Source organism: Streptomyces sp. NPDC060049 (genome assembly GCF_042736715.1).
GTDB lineage: Bacteria > Actinomycetota > Actinomycetes > Streptomycetales > Streptomycetaceae > Streptomyces.
The window spans coordinates 1-24,118 of sequence record NZ_JBHWVV010000007.1 but is presented as its reverse complement, the minus strand read 5'-3'; the positions used below and the strand labels follow the sequence as shown (position 1 = coordinate 24,118).

Below are 24,118 nucleotides of genomic sequence, written 5' to 3'. Positions count from 1 at the left end.
GTGGCCCAGGTGGTGGGGCTGTAGTAGAGGTCGGCGTTGCCGGTGCCGCCCGAGACGGTGATCTTCAGCGAGGAGGTGCCGGCCGGGACGTTGAGGTAGAAGTAGCGGTAGTCCCCGGTCTTGGCGGAGACGTTGGAGCGGCGGCAGTTGTCGCCCAGCACGCGGGTGTCCGCGTTGGCGCACTCGCCGGGACCGGCGGTGCCGACGGTGACCGCCTTGCTGGTGCTGGCAGTGGCGCCCTTGTTGTCGGTGACGGTGAGCCGGACGGTGTAGGTGCCCGCCGTGGCGTAGGTCTTGGCCGGGTTGACGGCGGTGGAGCTGGTGCCGTCACCGAAGTTCCAGGAGCGGGAGGCGATGGTGCCGTCCGCGTCGGTGGAAGCGTCGGTGAAGTTGACCGCCAGAGCGTTCACCGCGGCGGAGAAGCCGGCCACCGGGGCCTTGTTGGTCGGCGGATTGGTGGAACCGCCACAGTCACCGGCGGCGCACTTGGCCAGCCAGGCGGCGAAGTCCGCGTCGTAGCGGGTGCCGATGGTGGAGGTGAGCAGGGTGCGGGCGGCCGCCCAGTTGCCGGTGCGGTAGTGGCCGAGCAGCGCTGCCACGTCCTGCGGGTGCGACTGGTTCAGGTAGCGGACCGCCAGGTAGCCCCACTGGTAGACGCGGTTGGAGTCGGAGTTGTCGTAGGTGGTGTCGAACAGCGTGCTGAGCTTGTAGGTGTTCTTGCCCGCCTCGGCGGCCGCGCGATCGTTGGCGACGTTGCGGTAGGAGTACGAGATGTACTCCGCCAGGCCCTCGACCCACATCACGGTGGGGGTCTTCATGCCCGCGTTGAAGTCGCCGTACATGTCGAAGCGGCCGTCGAGGTAGTGGGTGTACTCGTGGTTGAGGTTCCAGATCTGGAACTCCGGCCGTGCCCACTCCGCCTCGTAGGCGATGAAGCGCGGCTGGTTCCCGACGGTGGCCGGGTTGCCCTCCAGGTACATGCCGCCGTTGTTGGTGTTGATGTCGAAGATGACGCCGGCGTACGTCTGGTAGTCGGCGCTGGAGTCGAACGCCACCACTTCGAGGTTGGTGTTGTTGTCGTCCGCGACCGGGCCGCCGTCCTTGACCACGTTGTGGAAGAAGGCGTCCTGGTTCGCCAGACTCGTACAGCTGGCGGCGAGTTCGGCGGCGGTCATCTGCTGCGCGACGATCCGCAGGCTGGGGCTGCACGTGTGCTTGACCGTCAGCACGGCGGCACGCGCCCGGTTCGGCAGGTCGCAGGTCCCGTAGTAGGCGCAGTTGGCCTTGTCGTACGAAGAGGTCATCGCGGCCAGCGGCACCCAGAGCGAAGAGGTCCGCCCGGTGATGGCGCCGCGGTCGAGCAGCTGCTTGACGAGCGGCCGAACCGTCGCCTGGAGCGCCGAGTGCTGCAGGAAGCGGCCGAGTTCACGGCCGGCGTTGGCAGTCAGATAGGACTTGTCGGTGCCCAGCAGGCCGTCGTGGGCGACGGCGAAGTCGCGCAGCACGGTGAAGAGGCTCGGGTCGGCCTGCACGGCGGGCAGGAACTCCGGGGTCTGATGGCCGCGGAACAGGATGCTGTAGGCGTTGTTGACCGCCGCGACCATCGACCAGGAGCTGTCGTAGCTGGAGTTGTAGCCGGTCAGCATGCGCTTGACCACGCTGAGGTAGCGGGCGTTCTGCTGGGCGCTGTCGACGAGGATGACCGCCTCGGACAGCGTCTTGCCGTTGGCCTCGGTCACGTCCCTGGAGCGCGGCGCGGCGAAGAAGGTGTCCAGGGCTCCCTGGATCGAGCTCTTCAGGGCCGGGCCGTAGGTGCCGACGGTGGAGGCGTTGTACCACTGCACGAAGTAGCCGGCGCGCAGATAGAGCACCAACTGTCCGACCGAAGTGCTGTTGTCGCCAGGGTAGTTGGAGGCATTGGAGCGCAGCGCATCGGCGACCGAGACCATCTGCGCCTCGCGGAAGGCGGCCTTCGCGTCGGGGCCCTTGAGCAGGAACAGCGAGTTCACGCAGTCCATCTCGGAGGTCTTGATCTGCTGGACCAGCGCACTGCCGGTCTTCGACGTGAAGTCCGCGATGTTGCAGGCCGCGGCGAGGCCGTCGGCTCCGGGAGCCGATTGCGGCTTGGCCTTGAACTGTTCGCTCTGCGACGGGTCCTTGACGGCCCGGAGCGGAGCCCGCTCGGACAGGTCCGTGTTCGGCAGGGCGGCGTGCTCGGCGTTCAGCGCGGAGGCCGCGGCCGCCTCCGTCGAAGGCTGCGGGGCTATGCCGGACGCCCAGGACGGTGCCGGGGTGGTGGGCCTGGGCTCACCGGCGAAAGCCTGGCCGACGGGGGCCAGCATGGTCAGGCCCATGGAGCAGGCCAAGGCGGCTATGAAAGGCCGGATGCGGCCTTTCTTCGTGGGGGAACATCGCATGGGGGGTGGGCCTCCGAGGCGGTCTGCGGCCGTGCTGGGAACACGGCGTATGTCGAGTACGGACCGTGGCACCCAAGGGAGTTGGTGGGGATTCCAGCTCTGTCGTGCACACGGTAAGTACGATGTAACATGGCACACATCACATGGCTCTGGAAGTCCCCGAGCGCCACTTTTCGGCATCTGAGGCCCCGTCGAACCCGGATTCCCGGGCATGCGCGCCCGGTTCGCCCGCGACTGTCCGGGGTCGTCGGCGCGGTGTGCGGCGGTGCCTTGCGCTGCCCGGGCCGGAATGCGAAGTGTCGGGCGTCCGGGGGGTTAGCCCCACCTGGGCCGGGCGGGTAGCGGGATCGTCCCGGCGGTCGCGATCGGAAAAGCTGGGCCCGGCAGATACCGCTGCTTCCCAACGATTCCGCAGGAGTTGGCACGTGCGCGAGCAGGCATGGCAGAGGCTTCGTTCTTCCGTCCGGCAACGACCCGCCCGGCAGCGACCAGTCCGGCAGCGACGGGCCGGCCGGCGCGCAACCGTACCGGCCGCAATCGTGTTGGCCGTGGGCCTCATGACGGTGGGTGCGCCGGCATTGCCCGCGGCGTCCGCTGCCGCCAGGCCGGACGCGGTCCAGCAGGGTCTGAACGCGCTGGTACGCACCGACGGCCTGCCCGCCGCGCTGGCGAGCGTCAAGGACCGGGCGGGCCGCACCCGTTCCTACACCGCTGGAGTCGGCGACCTCGCCACCGGCTCGAAGGTGCCCAAGGACGGTCAGGTGCGGATCGGAAGCAACACCAAGCCGTTCACCGCAGTGGTCGTACTACAGCTGGTCGGTGAGGGAAAGATCGACCTCGAGGCCAAGGTGGACACCTATCTGCCGGGTCTCGTACGCGGAGAGGGGATCGACGGACGCCGCATCACCGTCCGTCAACTCCTCCAGCACACCAGTGGACTTCCCGACTACGAAAGCCTCGTCGACGGGGCCCTCCGCGAGCACCGGTACCTCGAACCCCGGGACCTGCTCGACATCGCCTTCCAGAACGACGCCGACTTCGAGCCCGGGAAGAAATGGGCTTACAGCAACACGAACTACGTGGTGGCCGGCCTGATCATCCAGAAGATCACCGGCCGCCCCCTCGCCGAGGAGATCGACCGGCGCGTCATCCAGCGCATAGGACTGCGCCACACCTACTTCCCCGCCACCGGCGACATGACCATCCGTGAACCCCATCCCCACGGCTACCAAAAGGACTCGGCAGGAGCACCTCTGCGTGACGTCACCGAGATCGACCCCTCCGTGGGCTGGGCGGCAGGCCAGATGATCTCCACCAACTCCGACCTCAACCGGTTCTTCACCGAGCTCATGGCCGGCAGTCTCCTCCCGGCGGCGCAACTCACCCAGATGCGTACCACCGTCGCCATCGGGGACACCGGCGCCGGCTACGGACTGGGGCTCATGAGCAGGCCGCTGTCGTGCGGCGGTGTCTACTGGGGCCACGGCGGTGACATTCCCGGATACGAGACCCGGGGCGGAGTCACCGACGACGGCCGCGCCGCGAACGTCGCGGTGACCAGCATCCCGACCGACGGGGCGACCACGGGTCATCTGGACGATGTCGTGGACACGGCCCTCTGCCGCTGACGGAGACCTCTGGTGTCTTCGGGTCCCCGGCGCGGCCGTCGCCCGTCCAGGAGCCGGACCCCGACGGGACCGGCCACCTGGGTGTCCGGGGCGTTGCGAAGTGGAATCCGCCGGCCGGCGCCTTCGGACCCTTTCCGGGGTCTCGGAGGTACCGGCCGGCGCGTTCGGTTGCCTTCGTATCTCGTTGTCGGCCGATCTTGGGCGGTCAGCTGGACAGCGTCTCCAGGAGGTCGCCGACCTTCGCCTCGGGCAGGGCGCGGCCACGTCGGCCTGGGCCACCATCCTCCGCGCCGACGCACTCGGCGCCTTCCGTCATGATCTCGCGGGCAGTAGTCATCGGGGCCTCCCTCGTGGCTCCGGCTTCCGGGTTGCTCCTCCGCGCCTGCCTGGGGCGATGTCGTCCGTGGACCGGCTCGGGCCTCGCCCGGCCCGGCGCGGCGCCAACCTGCGGCACCCGACCGTCGCGCGCGTCACCGCGGCGGGCGACACCCGCCGGCGCCCACCGCGGCGGCGTGCTCCGCACCGGCCGCCCGCGCGCCGGCGACCCGGGCCGCACGCGCCCGGGCCCCGAGACCTTGGCGCAGGGCGGCGGTCGCCGACCGCCGGCCGGACGTGCTCCGCGGGTCCGACCGGTCCACCCCGTCGATCACGTCGAGCAGCCGCAGTGGCTGGCGGCGCCAGTTGTAGGCGAACAGCGTCACTCCCCTGGCCTGCGCGTGCGCGGCGAGGCACAGCAGGCAGTGCAGGCCGCATACGTCCATGAAGGGGACGAGGTTCATGTCGCAGGCCACCACCGTGGTGCCCTCGTCCACCGCGCCGTACGCGTCCTCGAAGGCCGGTCGGGCGTCCAGGTCGAGTTCACCGGCCGGAGCCAGGTAGACCGTCGGACCGTACTGCCTCAGCGTGATGTGGAATGCGCGTTCCATGGCGTCTCACCTCGCCGCGCGGAGGGGGGTGATGCGGGCGGCGCCGGTACGACCGGGCAGCCGGCCCCTCTCGATTCTGGCTCCGTTCCCTCGGTCCCCGCAAGGCTTCCGGCCGCGCCGCGTCGAGCGTGTCAGAGAGGCGGGCGGGGGTAGTCGCCGCCCGGGTTCCCGAACGTCCCGTACTCCCTGAAAAGAGGAGTGAGAACGATGAGCGTCTCCCCCCGGACCCGGACCCGCGCACCACTCCAGGCCTCGAAGCCGGCGGGGGAGTCCCGCCGGGCGAGACCCCGCCCGCCGAGTCGAGCACCGCTTCCGGCGCCGGGCCGTACCGGCCGCTCAAGCGGGGCTGGGCCAAGGGCCCGCTCGTGCTCATCATCGTGCCGGCGCCGGCCGTCGCCCTCTTCTTCCTCGCCTACGCCATCGTGCTGAACACCTGAGACGGGCAGGAGGCGGGGCGTCGCCCCCGCGCGCGGAACAGGGGCAGGCGCCGACCATGGACCATTCGAAAGCCCCGGTGCTGGAAGCCCTGGCCGCCTGTCACCGTCAGGGGCGGACACCCTTCACGCCTCCCGGACGCAAGCAGGGTCGCGGCGTCGATCCGCGGGTGCGCGCCGTTCAGTCGTCCTCCGGGGCCAGCGTCGAGGCGAAGCGCTCGAGCAGGTGGGCGAGGTGGGTCTGCTCGTCGACGCCGAGGCCGGCGAGGAGGCGGCGCTGGTTGTCCAGGTGGACGGCGATGAGCTCGTCGGTGAGGTCGACGCCCTCGGGGGTGAGGGTGATCAGGCGACCGCGCGAATCGGTGTCGGCGACGGATCTGCCGACCAGTCCCCGGGCTTCGAGCCGGTCGACGCGTTTGGTGATCGCGCCCGTGGTCACGAGGACGGTCCGGCTGAGTTCACCTGCGGACAGCGCGTAAGGCTCCCCGGAACGCCGGAGCGCCGCCAGCACGTCGAAGTCGCCGCTGCCGAGGCCCGCGGCTTGGAAGGGCGGGCGCAGCCGCCGGTCCAGCGTGTCGGCCAGTCGCAGGAGGCGGCCGATGACGAGCATCGGTGCCGCGTCCAGGTCGGGGCGCTCGCGTTTCCACTGTTCGACGATGGCGGTGAGGGCGTCGGTCTGCATGCCTTCACCTTATCTTCCGCGGATGATATATATCTTCCATGGAAGAGATCGATGTGCCCGGGGCCGGCCCTCAGGCCGCCGCGGCGGTCGTCTGCTACTTCGACCCCGCCTGCCCGTTCGCCTGGACCACCTCCCGATGGCTGCTCGAAGTCGAACGGCTCCACCCCGTCGACCTGCGCTTCCGCATCGTGAGCCTGTCCGTACTCAACGAGCACCGTGAACTCGAGCCGTGGTACCGCGAGTTCAACGACCGTGCCTGGGGGCCGGCCCGGGTGTGCGCGGCCGCCGAAGTGCTCCACGGCAGCACCGTCCTGCGCGAGCTGTACACGGCGCTCGGCGAGCGCATCCACGGAGCGCGCGACAAGGACTACGACGCGGTCATCACCCAGTCCCTCGACCGACTCGGCCTGCCCGCGTCCCTGGCCAAGGCCGCGCAGGCCGACGAGTTCGACGCGGCCCTGCGCGAGAGCCACCGGGATGGACAGGACGCCGTCGGCGAAGAGGCCGGGACTCCCGTCGTCACCGTCGACGGCGTCGGCTTCTTCGGCCCCGTCCTCACCTCCGTCCCGAGGGGCGAGGAGGCGGTCCGCCTGTTCCACGCCGTTCGGACGCTGGCCGGGACGCGAGGGTTCGCCGAACTGAAGCGGGGCCGCGGTGCGCTCGACTTCCGCTGAACCCGGCGTCCGGACCCGGCGCCGGCTCATCGGCGCGAGCATGGTCGGCTCGATCGGCGACGGCGTGTACGTGCCGCTGACGATGCTGTTCGTCCACTCGCTCACCGGCCTGTCGCTGACGTCGATCGGTGCGGGGCTGACCGTCGCCGGGCTCTGTGCCCTGGCGTTCATGCCCGTCGCGGGCGTCCTCATCGACCGGTTCGGCGGCCGGCGGGTGCTCATCGGCGTTCTCGCCTTGCGGGCGGCCGGGTTCGCCGCCTACCCGTTCGCCGACTCCTACCCCGCCTTCCTGGCGATCGCCACGGTCGTAGCGGTGGGGATGTGGGCCTCGTCGCCCAGCCAGCACGCTCTCATCGGCGACATGGCCCGAGGGGCCGAGCGTGACCGACTGCTGGCCTGGGACCGCAGCCTGCGCAACGCCGGCATGGGGTTCGGCAGCCTGGCGGCGGCGGGCATGCTGGCATGGAACGGCAGCACCGGTTTCACCGCCGCCGCCGCGGTGCTCGCCGCGGTCTTCACCCTCGCCGCGGTACTGGTCGCCCGGATCCCGGCCGTCCACGGCAGGGCCGGGGCGCCGCGGGGTGCCGGGGGCGGATACCGGCAGGTCCTCGCCGACCGGCCCTACCTGCTCATCACGACGGCCAACTTCCTGATCGCCTTCGGCTACACCACCCAGGCCATCGCCCTGCCCGTCTTCCTCACCCGCGACGTCGGCATGCCCGACGCCCTGGCCGGAGCCGTGTTCGCGCTCAACACGGTCCTGGTCGCCGCACTCGGTGTCCCGGTCGCCCGCTTGACCCTCCGGGGAAGGCGCACGCGGACGGCCGCGTTCGGCGCGTTCGTCTTCGCGCTGTCCTTCGCCGCCTTCGCGGCCCTTCCCCAGCTCTTCGGAGGCGCCGACGCGGTCGGCGCCGACGCGGTCGTCGCCGTCCTGGCGGTAGCGGCGCTCTACACCGCCGGAGAACTCATCCACTCCGCACCGTCGCAGGGACTGTCGGTCCAGGCTGCCCCCGACCACCTGCGCGGGCGCTACCTGGCGACCTATCAGCTGTCCTGGTCCCTCTGCCGCACCCTCGCGCCCGCGCTCCTGGGATTCCTGCTCGACGCCGGGCGGTGGCACCTGTGGACGGTGCTCGCCCTGATGGTCCTGACCGGCGCCGCGATCCTGCTGCACACCGAGCGCCTCCTGCCGGCCCACGTCGTGCGCGTCCCCGGCGAAGCCCCCGCCGCCGCGGAGGTCATGACCTGACCGTCCGGTTCCCGGGAGCCGCGGGAGCCGCCCCGCGCAGTGACACGGCGAAAGCGCAGCTGGTGATCGTGAGGACGATGATCGGCGGCGGGGGCAGCAGGAGGACGGAAACCACCAGGGCGGCCAGGGAGGAGGTGAGGGCGATCCATCCGAAGGCGGTGCGGCGCTGCACGAGGGTGGGGGAGTGACGCACGGCGGCGAGGATCAGGAGGCCGCAGGTGACGCTGAAGAAGGCCATGGCGACGCTGAGGCCGTTGAAGACATCGAGGACCGTGCGCTGCAGACCGAGCAGGGCGAAGGTGGACTCCCGCATGGCGGCGTCGAGTTCACGTTGCCGCTCCGTCCGCGTGGCCAGCGATGAGGCGGCGGAAAGGGCGAGGTGGCCGGCGCCGAGGAAGACGAGGCCGTAGGCGCCGAGCGTGAAGGCCCGGACGGGGGCCGCCCGGCGCAGGGGGCGAGGCGTGACCGTGGTGTTCACCGTTGCTCCTTGACGTTGATGTTGGCGTTGACGTTTCCCGGGGCCGGGGCCGGGGCCGGGTTGGAGGGCGGTTGCCAGCCCAGGACCGTGTCCAGGGCTCTCAGCGACAGCGCCTGCGGCGTGGCGCGTACGGCCAGGTTCCGGAGGGAAGCGGCAAGGGGGTGGGAAAGCCGGGCGAGTTCGCCGATGCGCCGGGAGCGACGGCTGATCCGGGTGGTGCGGCGGAGCCTGGCCTTCGTATAGGCGGCGAGGGCGGAGGGCACGTCGTCGGCGGATCCGAGGACGTGCGCCGCGACGACGGCGTCCTCGATGGCCTGGCAGCCGCCCTGGCCCATGTTGGGGGTCATCGCGTGGGCCGCGTCGCCGAGCAGGGCCACCCGGCCGAGGTGGAACTGGGGCAGGGGCTCGGCCAGTTCCAGGATATCGTGGTGGAGCACGCCGACCGGGTCCGGGTCGCCCTGAGCCAGCCGGTCCAGGAGCGCGGGTATCGGATCGTGCCACGAGCCGAAGCGCCGGGTCAGCTCGGCACGGTGGTCGGCCGGGCTCGCTCCGGGAGCGCACACGGCGGTGGCGTAGACGTAGAGGCGGCCGTCGGCGAGGGGGACGACCCCGAACCGCTCGCCCCGCCCCCAGGTTTCGGCGGCTTGCCGAACAGGCGGGCTCGTACCGGGCAGCACCGCCCGCCATCCGGCTTCACCGGCGTGACGCAGCCCTCGGTGGCCGGGGAAGAGCTGCCCGCGCAGCGCGCTGTGGATGCCGTCCGCCGCCAGGACGACGTCGGCGCGCAGGTCGCCCGCCGACGTGCGTACGGCCACGGCGTCCCCCGCGTCGTCCACGCCGGTCACCGACACGCCGAGGTGGAGGGCGCCGGCCGGCAGCGCGGCCGCGAGGGCGTCGATCAGGAAGCCGCGGTGGACGGCGTGGGCGCAGAGCCCGTAGCGCGCGGCCACCGCGCCGCTGTCGGACCGGCTCAGCCACGTGCCGTCGGGCGTGCGCAGTCCGACCTGGCAGGGCAAGGCGTCACCCGCCCACAGGCCGGGTCCCAAGCCGATCGAATCCAGGGCTCGCAGCGCGTTCGGCGCGAGCACGATGCCGGCGCCGATGCCGGTGAGTGCGCCGGCCCGTTCGCACACGGTGACGCGCCATCCGCGCCGGCTCAGGCCCACCGCCGCGGCCAGGCCCCCGATTCCGCCGCCGGCCACAACGGCATGACGAACACCCATGGCGACTTCCCCCTCTCGCCTCTACAGGTGTAGAGGCCGATGACCCGCACTCTACATCTGTAGAGTGCGGGTATGTCCAACCCCGACCGCCGAGACCTGATCGCCGACGCCGCCATCGGCACGGTTGCCTCCGCCGGGCTGCGCGGCCTGACCCACCGCGCGGTCGATGCCGCCGCAGGCCTGCCCGCAGGCAGCACGTCGTACTACTTCCGCACCCGCGCCGCCCTGATCAGCGCTTGCTACCTCCGCCTGGCCGCACTCTCGGTCGCCGACGTCGACCGCTGGGAAGCGGACCACGGCCGCCCGGACCGGGACTCCGCCGCCGACGCGATGGCCGCGCTGCTGCACCACTGGCTGACGGCGGCCCGCGACCGCCAGCTCGCCCGCTTCGAGCTCAGCCTGGAGGCAACCCGCCGGCCCGAGCTGCGCGCCGACCTGCGGACCGCCGGGCTCGCCGCACGGGACAGGGCCGCCACCCTGCTGGCGGCCCTCGGGGCTCCCCGGCCGACGCAGGCGGCGGACCTCCTCGTCGCCTGGACCGACGGACTGCTCTACGACCACCTCGCCGGCGCGCTGGCCGCGACCCGCCCGCTGCCCGATGTGACCGAGCTGACCGCGGTGGTCCGGCGGATGCTCGACGCCGCGCTTTCGGCCTGACCGGCTTCCTTCCCCGGTTCGTGCCCCGGGCGCGACCAGCCGGCCGGATCAGAGCCCTTCGGGGTCCCGTCGCTCCAGCGCCCCGCCGGGCGAGCTCCCGGGCCGTGCTGAGGCCGACGATGCCACTGCCGATGACCGCGACGTCCGCCTCCGTGGCCCCTGAGGCGGCGGCGAAGGACGGCATCGGGGACGTATCCAACCAGTACGAGCGGCCTGCGCGCGGGGATCGTTTCGTGTCCGGCGACTGCCCGGGGAGCCCGCGGAGATGCGCCGCCGGTCCAACCCGGTCACCGTCCTGCGGCGGCCGCGTCGTCGTCGGAGGGCGGGTGCGGGCGTACGTGGGCGATGACGAGGGCGACGTCGTCCGCGGCGTCGGGGTGTCGAAGAGCGGCCAGGAGCCGGTCGCAGGTCGCCTCCGGTGAGAGTCCGGGATCGGTGAGGAGGCTGAGGAGCAGGTCGAGGCGGTCGTCAAGGGCCTCGTCGCGGGTTTCGACGAGGCCGTCGGTGTACAGCACCAGCCGGTCGCCCGGGGTCAGGTCGAGGACGGTGGTCCGGAAGTCGGCTCCGCCGAGACCGCCGGTGCCGAGCGGTACGCCGGCGGGTAGGTCGAGCAGTACGGGTGCCTGCCCCGCCCGGATCACGACGGGAGGCGGGTGGCCGGCGAGGGCGACGCGGCAGCGGGAGCGGTGGGGGTCGAAGGTGGCGTAGACGCAGGTCGCGATGGTCTGGTCCAGTCCGGTGGTGATGTGGTCGAGGTGGCGCAGGACGCGGGCGGGGTCGATGCCGAGGTCCGCGAGCGTGCGCGTGGCCGTGCGCAGCTGTCCCATGGTGGCCGCGGCTCGGACACCGTGTCCCATGACGTCGCCGACCACGAGGGCGGTCTTGTCCTTGGACTGCGGGATCGCGTCGAACCAGTCGCCGCCGATCCCACTGGCCGCCGCGGAGGGCTGGTAGCGGTAGGCGATCTGGAGGCCGGCGACCTCGGGCGGGGGGTGTGGCAGGAGGTGCCGTTGCAGGGTGAGCGCGGTGTCGGCCGCGTGCTGGTACCAGCGGGCGTTGTCGATGGCGATGGCGGCGCGGGTGGCGAGCTCGACGGCCAGCGCGGCGTCGTCGTGGTTGAAGGGGACCGGGTTGCGCGTGCGGACGAGGCCGAGGACGCCGAGGACTTGGCCGCGCGCGGTCAGGGGCACGGCCAGGTAGGAGTGCGCGCCCGCTCGGGCCAGGAGGTCCGCCGCCGCCTCGTTGCGCGCGATGCGCCGCAGGTCCGGGCGGGCGATGTGCGACACCAGGACGGGGCGCCCGGTGGTCACGCAGCGAGTGACCAGGCGCTCGGCCGGGTAGGTGGTGCGCTCGCCCACCGGGTCGGCGGCGCGGACGGCGTCCGTCTCGTAGGACGCCGCCACCGCCAGGGCCATGAACAGCGCCTGTCCCGCCCCCGGCCCGGGCGCCGTGGTCGCGCTGCCCTCCAGGACGGAGTCCAGGACGTCGACGGAGGCGAGGTCGGCCAAGTCGCCGACGACGAGATCGGCGAGCTCGCGCGCCGTGCGCCTCAGGTTCAGCGTGGTTCCGACGGTCACCGACGCCCGGGCGATGAGGTCCAGGCGCCTACGGGCCTCGGCGGCCACCGCGGCCGATTGATAACTGTCGGTGACGTCCACCATCGACAGGGCGACACCGATCACCCGCCCGCCGGGGTCCTCCAGCCGGTAGTACGAGCCCGACCAGGCGTGTTCCCGGTCCGGATCGGCGGGAGTCCGCCCGATGGCGAACTGGTCCAGCATCGGAACGCCCGTCTCCAGGACCTGACGCATGGAGGCTTCGATCACCTCGGTGTCCAGGAACGGCAGGGCTTCCCGGACCGTCCGGCCCAGATGCTGATCGGCGGGCAGGCCGTTGATCCGTTCCAGCGTCGGGTTGACCAGGACGTAGCGCAGGTCGGTGTCCAGCACCGCGAGCCCCAGCGGGGACTGCGCCACCAGCGGGACCGACAGGGCCAGGTCCCGCTCCACACCGCGCAGAACGGCCTCGTCGCAGGCGATCCCCAGCGCGAACACGCCTCCGTGCTCGTCCGTGAGCCGCATGTTGCGGAACTCCACCAGCTTCGTGGAACCGTCCTCGCGCCGCACGGGGAAGACCCCGGCCCAGGCGCCGCCACCGGCCATGACCTTGGCGAAGAGCTCCAGGACCAGGTCGACGTACTCCTCGGCGACGAGCAGCTCGGCGGCGTAGGCGCCCAGCGCCTCCTTGGCGGACCAGCCGAACAGTTCTTGGGCCTGCGGGCTCCAGAAGGTGATCCGGCCCTCGGAGTCCAGGACCACCGCGGCCACGCTCAGGACGTCCAGCAGCCCGCCGGGCTCGGAGGGAACCACTCCCACGGGGCCGGGCTCGGTATGGAACGCCTCGGACGCGCTCATGACCGGACCTCCTTCACCCACTGCGGCGGGCCTCGGCCCGACGATCCAGTCCCCTCACCTCGCGCCTGGCGACCCTCCTCCCATCCTCCTCCGGCGGCGGCCGGGCGGCGGCCTTGCGCCGTCCGCCCGCTGCGGGCCGACGGGCGAGCACGGGGAAAGGTGCCTTCCCAAGGTGCCTTCCCCGCGCTCGTGCCTGCCCCGTCGCCGTCGCCCAGTCCTCCCACCGTGCCCCAGGTCGCCCGCGGGAGCACCTCGGGCGGTGTCAGGGAGCCGTGGAAGGCCTCATCCGGAACGCCTCACTGGCCCACCCTTCCGTCAACGCACTCGCGCAGCAGGTCGGCGTGCCCGCAATGGCGGGCGTACTCCTCGATCCTGTGCACCATCAGCTCCCGTACGGCGATCCCGTCCTTCGCCAGACGCTCGCCCAGGTCCGGGTGCCCGGCCAGCGCCGCGTCGGTCGCGTCCTGCTCGCGCGCCAGGTCGCGGTACGCGGCGTCGACCGCGGCCCGGTCGGCGACGGCTCCGCCGAAGTCCGCGTCACGCTCGCCGTACAGCTTCGGCAGTGGTTCGCCGTCGCTGATCCAGTTGCGCCAGTCCCGTTCCACCTCCGCGAGGTGGCGGATCAGGCCGAGCAGGGACATCGTCGACGGCGGAACCGACCGCCGGGCCAACTGCTCCGCGTCCAAGCCCTCGCACTTCATCCGCAGGGTCGTGCGGTAGTCAGTCAGGAAGCCCAGCAGCGTGGCGAGCTCGCCGTCCGCACCGACTCCGTCACCGTTGCGGGGGTCGTCGTCCGGATCGGCCCACATGTCGGGGTAGACGGTCGACTGGCTCCATCGTGCGGGTTGCTCACTCATGTGTGCATATTCGCCCGCGCGGCCCGGACTTCGCCAACGAGATTGCCAACAGGAGTCACGGTCGTCCCCGTTGAGGACGTCCCGTTCAGCCGAGCAGGCCGTTCATCCTGGCGATCTCGGCCGTCTGCTGCGTGATGATCGCATCGGCCATGGCCTTGGCCACGGGGAAGGCGCCGTCGGACTTCTCCTTCTTCGCCATCGCCACAGCGCCCTCGTGGTGCTTGATCATCAACTGCGTGAAGGCGGTGTCGAACGCCTCGCCCGAGGACTGCTCCAGCTTCTCCATCTCCTCGGTCGTCATCATCCCGGCGCCGCCGTGTCCGGAGTGGTCCACCGCTCCCTCGGCGGGCACCTGCTCACCCCACGAGGCCAGCCATCCGGACATCGTGCGGATCTCCGGGTCCTGAGCCTTCCTGATCTCGTCGGCGAGCTCCTTCACCTCGGCCGACTGCGCCCGGGTGGAGGCGAGGCCGGCCATCTCGACGGCCTGGCGGTGGTGGGGGATCATCCCCTGCGCGAAGGCGACGTCGGCGGCGTTGTGCTGTCCTTGCGCGGGCGTGGCGGGTGTAGTGGGCGGGGCGGGCGAAGCGGGGTCGGCGGGAGCAGCGGCCGCAGCCGGTGAACCGGCCGTCGCGGACGAAGGGGCGGGCGCCGTCGAGCCGTGGCCGTCGTGCCCGGTGGAGGGGTCGGCGCCCGCCCCGCAGGCGGCGAGGACGAGCGAGGCCGCGCCCAGGGCGGCGAGGACGGCGGTACGGCGGATGACGTGCTGGTTCATGGGGGTACGACTCCTTGACGCGCAGCCCTGGAACGGGCGTGCGCCGATGCGGAAATGAGGGCATGGCCTTCGGTACGGCCCCTTTCACCCGGTGTGGCCGGGAGGCGGGGTGCCGTGCGAGTCGCCCTATATCCGCAGGAGTTGCAGCCGGGCCGGATCGGGCGGCGCGCGCCCGGTCCCGGTCAGCGCGGTGACGGTGCCCGGGGCCGGCGCGTCCGGGGCCGTGGCGTCGAGGGCAGGGGCCGGGGCGGGCGGCGCGTACGGAGAGGCGACGCCGGTCGCGGCGCAGGTCGCGTCCGCGTGAAGGGCGTGACCCGTTCCCCCGGAGGTGTGCGAGCAGGCTTCACCTGCGGGGTGCGCGGCGCCGGCACGGGCAGCTTCGGGGCTCATCCCCTCGGCGCCGTGCCCGCCTGTGGCGACCGTGCGCGGGCCGGACGGCGCCACGCCGGGGCCCAGGCCGTGCATCGCCAGTACGCCTGCCAGCACCGCGAGCACCAACAGCAGGAGGCCGCGCCCGGCAGGGCGGCGCCTCGTCGGCTGCGACGTGCTCGTCATGCGGTCATCGTACGAGCGGCACCCTCGGGCGGCCGCGTGAGCGCCGCCACCCGGCGTAGGGGCCGCGGTGGGGTGCGACCGCCGCCGCCCGCACCGCGGCGCGCCGGCCCTGCCCGTCACGAGCCGGACGGACCGGCGAGGCCGGTCACGATCAGGTTGCCGTCCGGCGTGCGCCGCGCGAGGGCGCCGGTGCGGAAGTAGCCGTCGGCCGTGAAGGAGCGTGCGGTGCGGCCGGGCTCCCGGTAGTAGCCGCGCGGGGTGTACGGACCGCGGGCGAGGAGCTCACCGGGCGCCCCGTCGGGCACGTCCTCGCCCTCGCCGTCGACGTTGTCCAGCGTGTTGCCGCGCCCGTGCCCGGCCGCCCAGTAGCGGTCGACGAACCCCTCGGGCCAGGGCGTGCAGCCGTCGAGCATCGATGCCATCCGCTTCCCCCTGCACGTCCTTCCGGTACGCCGCCTCGACGCGACCGCGTACCGCCCCCTCCGAGGCGGGGGCGGCCCCCGCCGTCCTGGCCCTGGCCATCCAATCCGCCAACACACCCGTACACAATGTGCTTTCCCGACCATCGACGGCGGGGACGCTCAGTGGAAAGACCAAGGACCGCCGCTGACCAGGAAGGACGGTTCGAGGACCGGGCTCGTTCCCTACGCCGGCGGCCGCGGCGTGAGGAAGTGGAAGCCGGGCCGCGGGTGCATCAGGAAGTCGTGGTGGGAGATGTTCCAGGCGTAGGCGCCCGCGAGCCCGAAGGCGACACGGTCTCCGGCCCGCAGGCCGGGGGCCGGCACGTTCCGCGACAGCAGGTCCTTCGGTGTGCAGAGCTGGCCGGTGAGGGTGACCCGTTCGGCGGCGGCGGCCGGCCTGGGCCAGGGGTGGGGCCACTCGCTCACGGGAAGCACGGTGCAGGGCTGGTCGTGTCCCTTGGTCGCAGGGGTCCGCATGTGGTGCGTGCCGCCGCGGACCACGGCGAACTCCTCGCCGTGGCTGTGCTTGACGTCCAGCACCTCGGTGGCGTACCAGCCGCAGTACGCGCTCACCGCGCGACCCGGCTCGATCCGCAGGGTGAGGTCCGGGTGGGCCCGCGCGATGCGGTCGAGGCCCGTCCCGTACGCCGTCCAGTCGAAGCGGCGCTCCGGGGCCGCGTAGTCGACGCTCATGCCTCCGCCCACGTTGACCTCGGCGAGCCGGATCCGGTGCCGGGCGGCGAGGCCCGCGGACCAGGCGACGACGGATTCGGCGACGGCGAGCTGCTCCGCGGCGTCGAGGCCGCTGGCGAGGTGGGCGTGGGTGCCCAGCAGCCGGAGCTGCGGGCAAGTGCCGTCGGTGAGCAGGCGGACGGCCTCGTCGGCCTCGGCGGGGTCGAGCCCGAAGGGGGTCGGCCGGCCCCCCATCGCCAGCGAGCTGCCTTCGAGGGAGGCGGCGGCCAGGGGGAGGTTGAAGCGGAGGAGGACTCCGGGGACGGGGCGGTCGGCTGCGCCGGCCCCGGTGCGGGCGGCGAGTGCGGCCAGCACGCGCAGTTCGTGCAGGCTCTCCACGTGGAAGCGCTCCACGCCCAGTTCGAGGGCGGTGGTGAGCTCCGCGGGCGTCTTGCCGGGTCCGCTGAAGGCGAGCGGGCGGCCCGGCGCGGCCTTGGCCACGTGGGCGAGTTCGCCGCCGGAGGAGACCTCGTAGCCGTCCACGTAGGGGCCGAGGGCGGCCAGGATCTCCGCCTCCGGGTTGGCCTTGGCCGCGTAGTACAGCTCGACGCGCTGCGGCAGGGCGGCCCGGATGGCGGCGGCGTGCTCGCGCAGCGAGGTCAGGTCGTAGAGGTAGGCGGGCAGTTCGGCACTGTCGATGGCGAGCAGGCGGTCGCGCACCGCGGGGGTCGGGGTGGTCATCGGGCGCTCCGGGTGTCGGCTTCGTGTTCGAGGTCGTGGTCGGTGTGGCTCCCCAGTACCTGGGACAGCACGTCCTCGGCGAGCGGGGAGGCGAGCCGGACGTAGCCGGCGTCGCGGTCGGCCTTGCGTTCCCAGCGGGTGAGCAGGTTGGCCTTCGCGGGCAGCGGCACCCCGGCGAGCAGCGCGGCCAGCCGCGGCGGGCAGCCGTGCCGGTCGGCGTACGCCTGGAGGGTGGCGCGGACCTGGGCCCACAGGGCGGCTTCCGCGTGCGGGTGCAGGTCGGCGAGGGCGGCGAGCATCTCGGCGACGTGGTTGACCAGCAGGCAGTACACGACCCGGTCCCAGCCGCGCTGGGCGTCGTACGTCATCGGGGTCGCGACGTCGGCCGGCAGGGCGGCGAGGAGGTCCGCGTGCTGCTCGGGGACCAGCTTGGTGCCCTCCAGGTCGCGGAAGAGGACCTGGGCCGGCATGCCCTCCTCGTCGACGCAGACGACGACGTTCTGCAGGTGCGGCTCCAAGACGAGTCCGTGGTCGAAGTACGCGGCCATGACCGGCGGGACGAGCAGCTTGAGGTAGGCGGTCCACCAGTCGAGGGCCGTCTGCGGGGAGGCGTCTGCCAGCAGGCGCGAGATGTGTCCCGGCCCGGTGGGGTACTCGTCGGCGACGGCGGCGGCGAGCAGGGGGGTGGTGCCGGGCATGAGGCGGTCGAGCAGGCCCTCCCGGAGGATCACGCCGAAACCCTCGAGGAGGGAGCGGTCCGGGGTGCCGTCGGGCCCGGGCAGGGCGATGCTGCGGTAGGCGGGCTCGCGGAGCATGGCGGTGCCCGGGAAGCGCGTCTCCAGGTCGGCGAGGACCGGGGCCAGCAGCCGGGTCAGGGCGACCGCACCGGAGAGCTCGTAACTGGAGTTCTTGCGCAGGCAGTTGGTGATGCGGATGTTGAGGCTGAACTTCAGGAAGGCGGTTCCGTCGTACAGCGTGCGCACCGACGCCGTGGCGGCGAAGGGCTTGCCGCCGACGCCGAGGTCCAGGATGTCGCCGCGGTCGAAGGCCGCACGCAGCTGCGGGTGCCCGCTCAGCATCTCGTACTGCCACGGGTGCGCGGGCAGCAGCCGGTAGCCCTCGGGCACGTCCGTGCGGAGCCGGTCGAAGGCCCCGGCCGCTCCCTCGGTGGCGGTCTCCTGAGCGATCAGGTGCTCGCGGACGGCGAGGTGGCGCAGCGGGAAGGATGCGCCGGTCTCGGGCGCGTAGGCGAGCCAGGAGGCGGTGTCGCCGCTGCGGGCCTTCGGGGTGGGGTGGAAGCGGTGGCCGAAGACGAGGGACTGCTCGGACTCCACGTAGGCGGCGAGCCCGTCGCCGTCCCCGACGACGATGTCCTTGGCGGGCCGGTCGGCGCGCAGGGCGAGGGCGGCCGACACGGCCTGGTGGCTCGAGGCGACCTGTTCCAGGAACTCCTCGTTGCGCACGTCGGTCCGCAGGGCCAGTTCGTCGTGGACGTACTCGGCGAGGCGGCGCCAGCCGATCTCGGCCCAGCCCCCTTCCTGCCGCTCCCGGACCGGTCCGGTGAACCGGTGCGCGCCCAGCAGCGAGGTCCGGCGCAGGGCGGCGCGCAGGAGCACCCCGCGGCGGGGCAGCCACAGCAGCAGGCGGCCGTCCTCCACGGCGGTCTGGTGTTCCGGCCCGGACAGCTCGCGCAGCAGGCAGTTCAGGAGGGTGTGGGCGACGGCCTCGTCGGCCGTGGGCAGCCCGGCCGGCGCGGTGGAGGGGGCGGCGGCGCGGGTGGCGGCGGAGGCGGTACCGATCGCATCGGTGAGGGACATCAACGGCTCCAGCGGGTGCGGAGAGAGCGGGGGGAACGACGGTCCAGGGCCTGCAGGGCGCTCACGCAGACCGTGACCACCGCCACGGCGGTACCGGTGAGCACGGGCGCGGTCGGGCCGTAGAGGCTGTTGCCCACGGCTGCGGCCAGGCCCGCGAAGACGGCGCCGGCTTTGGAGAAGAACTCGATCGAGCCGAACAGCCCGCCCGGGGCGCGGCCTTTGGCGCAGTCGGAGGCCATCACCGAGAGGCAGACGAGGCCGAGGGTGAGGCCCGCGCCGAGCAGCAGGCGCACGGTGACCAGGGTGGCGAGCGAATGGGCGAGCCCGTGTCCGGCCAGGCCGGCGGCTATGCAGGCGAAGCCGAGCGCGACGCCGAGGCGGGGGCGGTGGTGGAAGGTCGAGTGCACCCACATCGCGGCGGCGAGGTAGCACAGGTGGGGCAGGGCGAACAGGATGCCGGAGACCGCCGGGGAGGTGCCGGGGATCCGCTCGTCGATGAGCGAGATCAGGTACGGGAAGGAGATGACCGTGGAGAAGACGAAGGCGAACTCCAGGGCGTACAGACCGTGCAGTGAGGTCGTGCGCGCGGCGCGGGCGAGGCCTTCGTCCTGCTTCGCGGCCGCCGGGCCGTCGCCGTCCGCGGGCCGCTCCCGGGGCTCCGTCCGTACGCCGCGGGATTCGGGCAGCGCGGCGATCAGCGCCGCGGCCGTCAGCGGAAGGACGGCCAGGAGGGCGTACTGGCGGTGCGGTGACAGCCAGGGGGAGAGGCTGCCCACCGCGATCGGAGCGAAGACCAGGGCGGCGCGGGCGGCCCCCTGCATCAGGGTGAGGGCCTTGGACAGTTGCGGGCCCTCCAGTGCTGCGCCCAGGTAGCCGTTGGAGGCGGCGAAGGTGCCGCCGAGGACGCCCTGGAGCACCAGGGCCGTGGTGAAGGCGGCGATCGAGTCGGCCCAGCCCGCCAGCAGGAAGGACACCGCCAGGCCCAACTGGGCGCGCAGGAGCAGTCGTTTGCGGCCGAACCTGTCGGCGAGGCGTCCCCACAGGGGGGCACCGACGGCCGCGAAGACGGTGGGGACGATGTAGAGCACGCCGGCCAGGCTCGCGTCGTGGTCGCCGAGTTCCGGGAGGATCTCGGTGAGGAAGGGAGGCAGGCCGAGCGCGGCGAAGGAGGCCACGAAGTAGCATCCGGCGACGGCGTGCACCTGTCTGCGGGCGAGGGACGGGCGGGGCTCGGGAGCGGAGGCCGGGGCTGCCCCGCGCCGGTCGGGGGGAGCGCTCGCGCTCACTGCGAACCCTCTCGACGCAGCAGGTAGTTGGGGCCGGTGGTGTAGTGCTTGTTGATGTCGGCGGCGCCCGAGCGTTCCTTGCTGAGCAGGGTCCCCGCGCTGACCATCGCCTTGATCGGCAGCTGCGGGGCGTCCAGGACCCGGGCGCGCAGCGTGGCGCCGGGCTCTCCCGGTCCCGCGCCGAGCCGTCCGACCGCCTCGGTGAGCCGGTCGCGTACGAGGTCCAGCAGGGTCCGGGCCTGCGCACGGCCGTGCCGGGCCAGCCCGAAGGCGTACGAACCGGCGCACAGGTGCAGGGTGATCGTGGTGAACATGTCGGTGAGGGGGCGGTCGTCGTCGCACAGGACGCGGGCGTCGTCGAAGTCGAGCGGGGCGTCGGCGCCGAGCGTCGCGCGCACGCGGGCCGCGTTGACGCGCGGGCTGTCGTCGTCCTTGAGGAGCAGCCGCACCCGGGTGGCACCGGCGGGCCCGCGGTCGAGCACGAGGGAGATGTTCTGCTGGTGCGACTCCAGGGCGATGCCGTAGCCGAACAGGGTCGTCTGCCAGTCGAGGAGCAGCCGAAGGTAGGCGTCGAGCAGGGCGATCGGGTCGCCGCCGTAGAACCGGTCGGCGAGGTGGTCGATCAGCAGCCGCCCGCCGGGGGCTTCGGCGAGCAGCGCCGCGAGCGGGGTGACGACGGCGTCGTCGAGACCGGCCGGGTAGCGGCGGCAGAGCGCGGCGAGGAGTTCGTGGCCGGCGTGGGCGTGGACGGTCTCGTCGGCGTGCAGGATCACGCCCTGGAAACGCGGTTCGCGGGCGATGACGGTTTCCAGCAGTCGCTGGCCCGCGACGCCGTCGGCGAGGAAGCCGGGCCGGATGATCCGGCGGTTGCGCAGGCCCAGGGTGGCGGTGGCCATCGGGACCTTGATGTGCAGGGTGGGGTCACCGGTGACGGCGACCGTCCGCATGGACAGCGTGGGGACGACGTCCAGGTACGGGCGCTCGGCGAGGACGGCCCGGTCGGTCAGGCCCGCGGCGGCCAAGGCCTCGCGCAGCGGCACGCCGACGGTGAGCGGGTGCACGGGAAGGGCGAGGTGGCTGCCGTCGAGCTCGGGCAGACCGAGTGCGGCCGGCGTGGGCCAGACGGCGGGCAGCGCGGCCGGGCCGCCGGCCACGGTGAGGTCCTCGTGCGGCACGGCGATCCAGCGCAGCGCGAAGCGCGGGTGGAACTCGGGCGCGTAGGAACGCAGTTGGTCTTCACCGAGACCGGAGCGTCCGCGCGCGGTGGGGTACACGGGGTGGTCGAGGCGCGCCGCGAGGGTGTCGTGGGCGAGCCCGCCCTCCAGGCCCGTCCAGTCGGCGGGTTCGGCGCCGTGCTCGGCGGTCAGGGTGGCGGCGACCTCGTCCTGGGTGAGGCCGTGCAGGCGCATGGTCGCGAGGGTCTGGCGGCACTCCTCGGCGAAGGCTTCGAAACCGCCCCGGTCGGCGGGGTCGGCGAGCGCGCTCAGGGCCTCGAGGACTTCCTCGTGCGTGGTGAGCGGGTGGCCGTCGGACTCCCGGGCGAGCAGCGGCAGCCGGGCGGCGTACTCGCTCTGGTAGCCGTCCGCGACGACGGGCAGGAGCAGGGCGTCGCCGTCGTCGGCGGGCAGCCGCAGCCAGCGCCCGTCCGTACGGTCGACCGGCGTGGTGCGGGTGCGCAGGCCGGCCACGTCCTCCCGCAGGAGGGCGCCGAGGACGCGGAGGAGGAGTTCCGCTTCGGAACTGCCGGTGCCGGTGTCGGGGCAGGTGGCGGTGGCCGTGGCGGCCGGGGCGGTCGCGCTCACGGGGTGATCTCCCAGTGCTGGGCCGCGAGGTAGTCGGCGGCGACGCGTTCGACGCTCTCGCGGTCCGTGTCGTGCCCGAGCGCGCGCAGCACTCCGATGTAGTCGCGGTTGGTGTGGTACAACTCGTGCCGCTCCTCCAGGGCGCGCAGCGGCCGGTACGTCAGCTCCACCCCGTCCACGACGAGGTCGGCGGCCTCGGGCGCCGCCGTGAGCGTGCCGGCGCTCCGGGCGCACGGGTAGTCGACGAGGGCGACGCCGTCCGTGCGGGCGCCGAGGTCGGCGGGCAGCGGCTCGCCCAGGTGGGTGCGCAGGACGTGCTCGAACAGCGGGATGTCCAGCAGTCGCGCGAGCATGAGGTCGATCTGGTCCCCGATGGCCCGGTAGTTGACCTCGATGATGCGGGCCCGGCCGTCTTCCACCACGAACTCCGTGTGGCAGACGCCGAATCCGACGCCGAGGGCGTCGAGCTGGGCGAGGACCTGCTCGACGATCGGCTCGGGGTGGGCCGCGACGAAGGTGCAGCGCTCCTCGATGAAGTACGGGGGTGCGGACAGCCGCGTGCGGAAGCCGCCCAGCACGTGGCGGACCCGTCCGTCGCCGAGGGTCTCCAGGCTGCACAGTTCGCCGGCGAGGTACTCCTCGACCACCAGGGCCGCCTGCGGCCGGCGGGACTGGATCTCCTTGCAGCGCAGTGCGAGTTCCTCGGGTCCGTCGACCAGGACCACGTCCTCGCTGGCCACGCCCTCGCGGGGCTTGACCACGCACGGGTAGGGCACGTCGAGGGCGGTGAGGCCGGCCGGGTCCTGACCGGGCGCCAGCTCCGTGGACCACACCGCGTCGAGTCCGCTCGCGGTGAGGTGGCGGCGCATCTGGGCCTTGTCCTTGACGCGCAGCGCCGTCCGCCAGTCCTTGGCGGGGAGGCCGAAGTAGTCGGCGGCCAGGGCTGCCTGGGTCTGGAGGTGATCGCTGTTGGTGAACACGGCGTCGGGCGCGTCGTGGGTCGATATCCGGGTGATGATCGCGCGGAAGTCGCGTACGTCGCACTCCAGGACCTCGACGTCCGGCGCCGTGCGGCGGTGGGCTTCGGGCTGGTCGGTGAGGACGGTGACGTCGAGGCCGAGCCGGGACGCGGCGGGGAGGAACCCCTCGGTGACCGAGTCTGTGGGGTTGAGTGCGAGCAGGTACAACCGCATGGGCTGAGCCCCTTCCGATTCCGAACTGTGGGGGAGCAGGCCGACCGTTTTCCGGCACGCCTCAGTGCCGGCGGATTCGCTATCAGCCGGCAGCTTCAGCTTAGGTTAGCCAAACCTTAGCCTCAACTCGGCTTCGAGACGCGGCCGGTGGTGTGCTGTCATGATCATAAAGCATTGGGTTAAGGTAAGGCTTACCTACTCTCCCGTAACCGGAGTTTCCGTGCCGCACATGATCGACAACCGATGACCACGGTCCCGCGCTCCGCGTCACCCGTACGGACGGCACCGGCCGCCGCCACGCTCGCGCGGACCTACGGTCGCCTCGCGGCCCTCTGCGAGGCCCTGGACGTCCGCGTGGCCACCGGCCCCGCACGGCCCGGACGCTGGGTCAACGGCGCGGAACTCGCGGAACCGGCCGGGGACCACGCGGCCCTGGACGCCTTCGTCGCCGCCGAGGCCGCCCGTATCCGGGCAGGGCACGGGCACGAGCCGCGCCCCGATGTCGCCGCGTCGCGCGCGCTGCACGACTACCTCTGGTCCGTCAGCCTGCTGATGAGCGGCGCCTGGTACCTGGAACGCCGCGTACCGCGCATCCGTCCGCGCGAAGTGCGCGCAGACCTCTCGACCGGCACGTTCGAGATCGTTCCGGCGGCCGGATTCGCGTGCCTGCCCGGCGACCCGGCCTCGCACCTGCCCGGAGCCCGTACCGTCGCCGACGAGGAGGCGCTGCGCGCCGAGTTGCGCGCGGCCGTCGCCGATCACGTCAGGCCGCTGCTGTCCGCGATCGGTCCGCGCGTCCGTCGCCGGGACCGGGCCTTGTGGGGCATGGTCGCCGACGACCTCGTCTCCGGCATCTGGTACCTCGGGCGCGCCCTCGGCCAGGAGGACCGTGCGGTGCGCGAGGCGACCGAGCTGCTCCCCACCGCCATAGCGCCCTTCCCCGGCGGCGCCGGCTTCAGGCGGCTCGCGGACCGCTCCGGGCGGCTGCACCCGACCCGGACGCGGCTCGGCTGCTGCATGTACTACACCCTGGACACGGCCCGGGCCTGCGCGACGTGCCCCCGGACCTGCGACGCCGAGCGGTTGCGCCGGATCGAGGGAGAGGGCTGAGCGGTCCCCGCGCTCCCGCCCCTGCATACCGAAGGGCCGGCCCCGGGCGGGGCGCGGCGGCCGCGGC

General features: G+C 72.8%; 21 protein-coding genes and 1 pseudogene. 6 read left to right on the top strand and 16 right to left on the bottom strand.

What is annotated here, in order from left to right:
* On the bottom strand, positions 1-2,417 hold a 2,417-nt coding region (locus ACFWBY_RS14630; protein WP_385409661.1), incomplete at its 3' end, for a collagenase.
* A gap of 557 nt (positions 2,418-2,974) precedes the next feature.
* Between ACFWBY_RS14630 and ACFWBY_RS14625 the strand changes: the two genes are divergently transcribed.
* The gene (locus ACFWBY_RS14625) at positions 2,975-4,045 is read left to right on the top strand and encodes a serine hydrolase domain-containing protein (RefSeq protein WP_385338275.1); all 1,071 of its coding nucleotides are present in this window, start codon (positions 2,975-2,977) and stop codon (positions 4,043-4,045) included.
* A gap of 205 nt (positions 4,046-4,250) precedes the next feature.
* Here ACFWBY_RS14625 and ACFWBY_RS14620 read toward each other — a convergent pair whose 3' ends face one another.
* Positions 4,251-4,382, bottom strand: a complete 132-nt coding sequence (locus ACFWBY_RS14620; protein WP_385338215.1) for a hypothetical protein — start codon at positions 4,380-4,382, stop codon at positions 4,251-4,253.
* Positions 4,383-4,515: 133 nt separating this feature from the next.
* Complete coding sequence (locus ACFWBY_RS14615; protein WP_385338218.1) at positions 4,516-4,971, bottom strand: STAS domain-containing protein; 456 nt, start codon at positions 4,969-4,971, stop codon at positions 4,516-4,518.
* Positions 4,972-5,099: 128 nt separating this feature from the next.
* Here ACFWBY_RS14615 and ACFWBY_RS14610 point away from each other — a divergent pair, with 128 nt between their 5' ends.
* Positions 5,100-5,408, top strand: coding sequence for a DUF6480 family protein (locus ACFWBY_RS14610; RefSeq protein WP_385338221.1), 309 nt, complete (start codon positions 5,100-5,102; stop codon positions 5,406-5,408).
* Between the two features lie 178 nt (positions 5,409-5,586).
* Here the strand turns inward: ACFWBY_RS14610 and ACFWBY_RS14605 are convergent, their stop codons facing one another.
* Entirely contained in the window at positions 5,587-6,087 is a 501-nt protein-coding gene (locus tag ACFWBY_RS14605; RefSeq protein WP_385338224.1) for a MarR family winged helix-turn-helix transcriptional regulator, read from the bottom strand.
* A gap of 38 nt (positions 6,088-6,125) precedes the next feature.
* On the opposite strand from ACFWBY_RS14605, the gene ACFWBY_RS14600 reads away from it, so the two are divergent.
* Positions 6,126-6,761 carry a disulfide bond formation protein DsbA gene (locus ACFWBY_RS14600; protein ID WP_385338227.1) on the top strand — a complete coding sequence of 212 codons (636 nt, stop codon included), beginning with the start codon at positions 6,126-6,128 and terminating at the stop codon, positions 6,759-6,761.
* Entirely contained in the window at positions 6,742-8,010 is a 1,269-nt protein-coding gene (locus tag ACFWBY_RS14595; protein ID WP_385338230.1) for an MFS transporter, read from the top strand. Before ACFWBY_RS14600 ends, ACFWBY_RS14595 begins: the two co-directional genes overlap by 20 nt.
* Here the strand turns inward: ACFWBY_RS14595 and ACFWBY_RS14590 are convergent.
* Positions 8,000-8,488, bottom strand: coding sequence for a hypothetical protein (locus ACFWBY_RS14590; RefSeq protein ID WP_385338233.1), 489 nt, complete (start codon positions 8,486-8,488; stop codon positions 8,000-8,002). The genes ACFWBY_RS14595 and ACFWBY_RS14590 overlap by 11 nt on opposite strands.
* Complete coding sequence (locus tag ACFWBY_RS14585) at positions 8,485-9,711, bottom strand: FAD-dependent monooxygenase (RefSeq protein WP_385338236.1); 1,227 nt, start codon at positions 9,709-9,711, stop codon at positions 8,485-8,487. The genes ACFWBY_RS14590 and ACFWBY_RS14585 overlap by 4 nt, the downstream gene beginning before the upstream one ends.
* A 72-nt stretch (positions 9,712-9,783) precedes the next feature.
* Between ACFWBY_RS14585 and ACFWBY_RS14580 the strand changes: the two genes are divergently transcribed.
* The gene (locus ACFWBY_RS14580) at positions 9,784-10,368 is read left to right on the top strand and encodes a TetR/AcrR family transcriptional regulator (RefSeq protein ID WP_385338239.1); all 585 of its coding nucleotides are present in this window, start codon (positions 9,784-9,786) and stop codon (positions 10,366-10,368) included.
* 287 nt (positions 10,369-10,655) lie between these two features.
* On the opposite strand, the gene ACFWBY_RS14575 is transcribed toward ACFWBY_RS14580, so the two are convergent.
* From ACFWBY_RS14575 to ACFWBY_RS14530, 10 genes and pseudogenes are all read right to left on the bottom strand, one after another.
* Positions 10,656-12,782 (bottom strand): SpoIIE family protein phosphatase, encoded by a 2,127-nt coding sequence (locus tag ACFWBY_RS14575; RefSeq protein WP_385338242.1) that lies wholly within the window; start codon positions 12,780-12,782, stop codon positions 10,656-10,658.
* 296 nt (positions 12,783-13,078) lie between these two features.
* Complete coding sequence (locus ACFWBY_RS14570; RefSeq protein ID WP_385338245.1) at positions 13,079-13,639, bottom strand: DinB family protein; 561 nt, start codon at positions 13,637-13,639, stop codon at positions 13,079-13,081.
* A gap of 85 nt (positions 13,640-13,724) precedes the next feature.
* Positions 13,725-14,414 (bottom strand): DUF305 domain-containing protein, encoded by a 690-nt coding sequence (locus ACFWBY_RS14565; protein WP_385338247.1) that lies wholly within the window; start codon positions 14,412-14,414, stop codon positions 13,725-13,727.
* A 126-nt stretch (positions 14,415-14,540) separates the two neighbouring features.
* Positions 14,541-14,969, bottom strand: a complete 429-nt coding sequence (locus ACFWBY_RS14560; RefSeq protein ID WP_385338250.1) for a DUF6153 family protein — start codon at positions 14,967-14,969, stop codon at positions 14,541-14,543.
* 116 nt (positions 14,970-15,085) lie between these two features.
* A pseudogene (locus ACFWBY_RS14555) lies at positions 15,086-15,295 on the bottom strand (2,3-dihydroxybenzoyl adenylate synthase); the annotation flags it as partial.
* Positions 15,296-15,613: 318 nt separating this feature from the next.
* On the bottom strand, positions 15,614-16,843 hold the full coding sequence (locus ACFWBY_RS14550; RefSeq protein ID WP_385338253.1) for a type III PLP-dependent enzyme: 1,230 nt from the start codon (positions 16,841-16,843) through the stop codon (positions 15,614-15,616).
* A complete protein-coding gene (locus ACFWBY_RS14545) occupies positions 16,840-18,660 on the bottom strand; it encodes an IucA/IucC family protein (protein WP_385338256.1) in 1,821 nt (606 codons plus the stop codon). Before ACFWBY_RS14545 ends, ACFWBY_RS14550 begins: the two co-directional genes overlap by 4 nt.
* On the bottom strand, positions 18,660-19,946 hold the full coding sequence (locus tag ACFWBY_RS14540) for an MFS transporter (protein WP_385338259.1): 1,287 nt from the start codon (positions 19,944-19,946) through the stop codon (positions 18,660-18,662). Before ACFWBY_RS14540 ends, ACFWBY_RS14545 begins: the two co-directional genes overlap by 1 nt.
* Positions 19,943-21,748 carry an IucA/IucC family protein gene (locus ACFWBY_RS14535; protein ID WP_385338262.1) on the bottom strand — a complete coding sequence of 602 codons (1,806 nt, stop codon included), beginning with the start codon at positions 21,746-21,748 and terminating at the stop codon, positions 19,943-19,945. Before ACFWBY_RS14535 ends, ACFWBY_RS14540 begins: the two co-directional genes overlap by 4 nt.
* A complete protein-coding gene (locus tag ACFWBY_RS14530) occupies positions 21,745-22,941 on the bottom strand; it encodes an acetyl-CoA carboxylase biotin carboxylase subunit family protein (protein WP_385338265.1) in 1,197 nt (398 codons plus the stop codon). The genes ACFWBY_RS14535 and ACFWBY_RS14530 overlap by 4 nt, the downstream gene beginning before the upstream one ends.
* Before the next feature lie 243 nt (positions 22,942-23,184).
* Between ACFWBY_RS14530 and ACFWBY_RS14525 the strand changes: the two genes are divergently transcribed.
* Positions 23,185-24,051, top strand: coding sequence for an iron-sulfur protein (locus ACFWBY_RS14525; RefSeq protein WP_385338269.1), 867 nt, complete (start codon positions 23,185-23,187; stop codon positions 24,049-24,051).
* Positions 24,052-24,118: the final 67 nt, after the last annotated feature.

What these genes read in the sequence shown, in the direction of transcription:
- ACFWBY_RS14620 (WP_385338215.1), bottom strand. Translation starts at nt 4,382, where the DNA reads ATGACTACTGCCCGCGAGATCATGACGGAAGGCGCCGAGTGCGTCGGC.
- ACFWBY_RS14615 (WP_385338218.1), bottom strand. Translation starts at nt 4,971, where the DNA reads ATGGAACGCGCATTCCACATCACGCTGAGGCAGTACGGTCCGACGGTC.
- ACFWBY_RS14605 (WP_385338224.1), bottom strand. Translation starts at nt 6,087, where the DNA reads ATGCAGACCGACGCCCTCACCGCCATCGTCGAACAGTGGAAACGCGAG.
- ACFWBY_RS14570 (WP_385338245.1), bottom strand. Translation starts at nt 13,639, where the DNA reads ATGAGTGAGCAACCCGCACGATGGAGCCAGTCGACCGTCTACCCCGAC.
- ACFWBY_RS14625 (WP_385338275.1), top strand. Translation starts at nt 2,975, where the DNA reads ATGACGGTGGGTGCGCCGGCATTGCCCGCGGCGTCCGCTGCCGCCAGG.
- ACFWBY_RS14565 (WP_385338247.1), bottom strand. Translation starts at nt 14,414, where the DNA reads ATGAACCAGCACGTCATCCGCCGTACCGCCGTCCTCGCCGCCCTGGGC.
- ACFWBY_RS14600 (WP_385338227.1), top strand. Translation starts at nt 6,126, where the DNA reads ATGGAAGAGATCGATGTGCCCGGGGCCGGCCCTCAGGCCGCCGCGGCG.
- ACFWBY_RS14550 (WP_385338253.1), bottom strand. Translation starts at nt 16,843, where the DNA reads ATGACCACCCCGACCCCCGCGGTGCGCGACCGCCTGCTCGCCATCGAC.
- ACFWBY_RS14525 (WP_385338269.1), top strand. Translation starts at nt 23,185, where the DNA reads ATGACCACGGTCCCGCGCTCCGCGTCACCCGTACGGACGGCACCGGCC.
- ACFWBY_RS14580 (WP_385338239.1), top strand. Translation starts at nt 9,784, where the DNA reads ATGTCCAACCCCGACCGCCGAGACCTGATCGCCGACGCCGCCATCGGC.
- ACFWBY_RS14575 (WP_385338242.1), bottom strand. Translation starts at nt 12,782, where the DNA reads ATGAGCGCGTCCGAGGCGTTCCATACCGAGCCCGGCCCCGTGGGAGTG.
- ACFWBY_RS14560 (WP_385338250.1), bottom strand. Translation starts at nt 14,969, where the DNA reads ATGACGAGCACGTCGCAGCCGACGAGGCGCCGCCCTGCCGGGCGCGGC.
- ACFWBY_RS14545 (WP_385338256.1), bottom strand. Translation starts at nt 18,660, where the DNA reads ATGTCCCTCACCGATGCGATCGGTACCGCCTCCGCCGCCACCCGCGCC.
- ACFWBY_RS14585 (WP_385338236.1), bottom strand. Translation starts at nt 9,711, where the DNA reads ATGGGTGTTCGTCATGCCGTTGTGGCCGGCGGCGGAATCGGGGGCCTG.
- ACFWBY_RS14530 (WP_385338265.1), bottom strand. Translation starts at nt 22,941, where the DNA reads ATGCGGTTGTACCTGCTCGCACTCAACCCCACAGACTCGGTCACCGAG.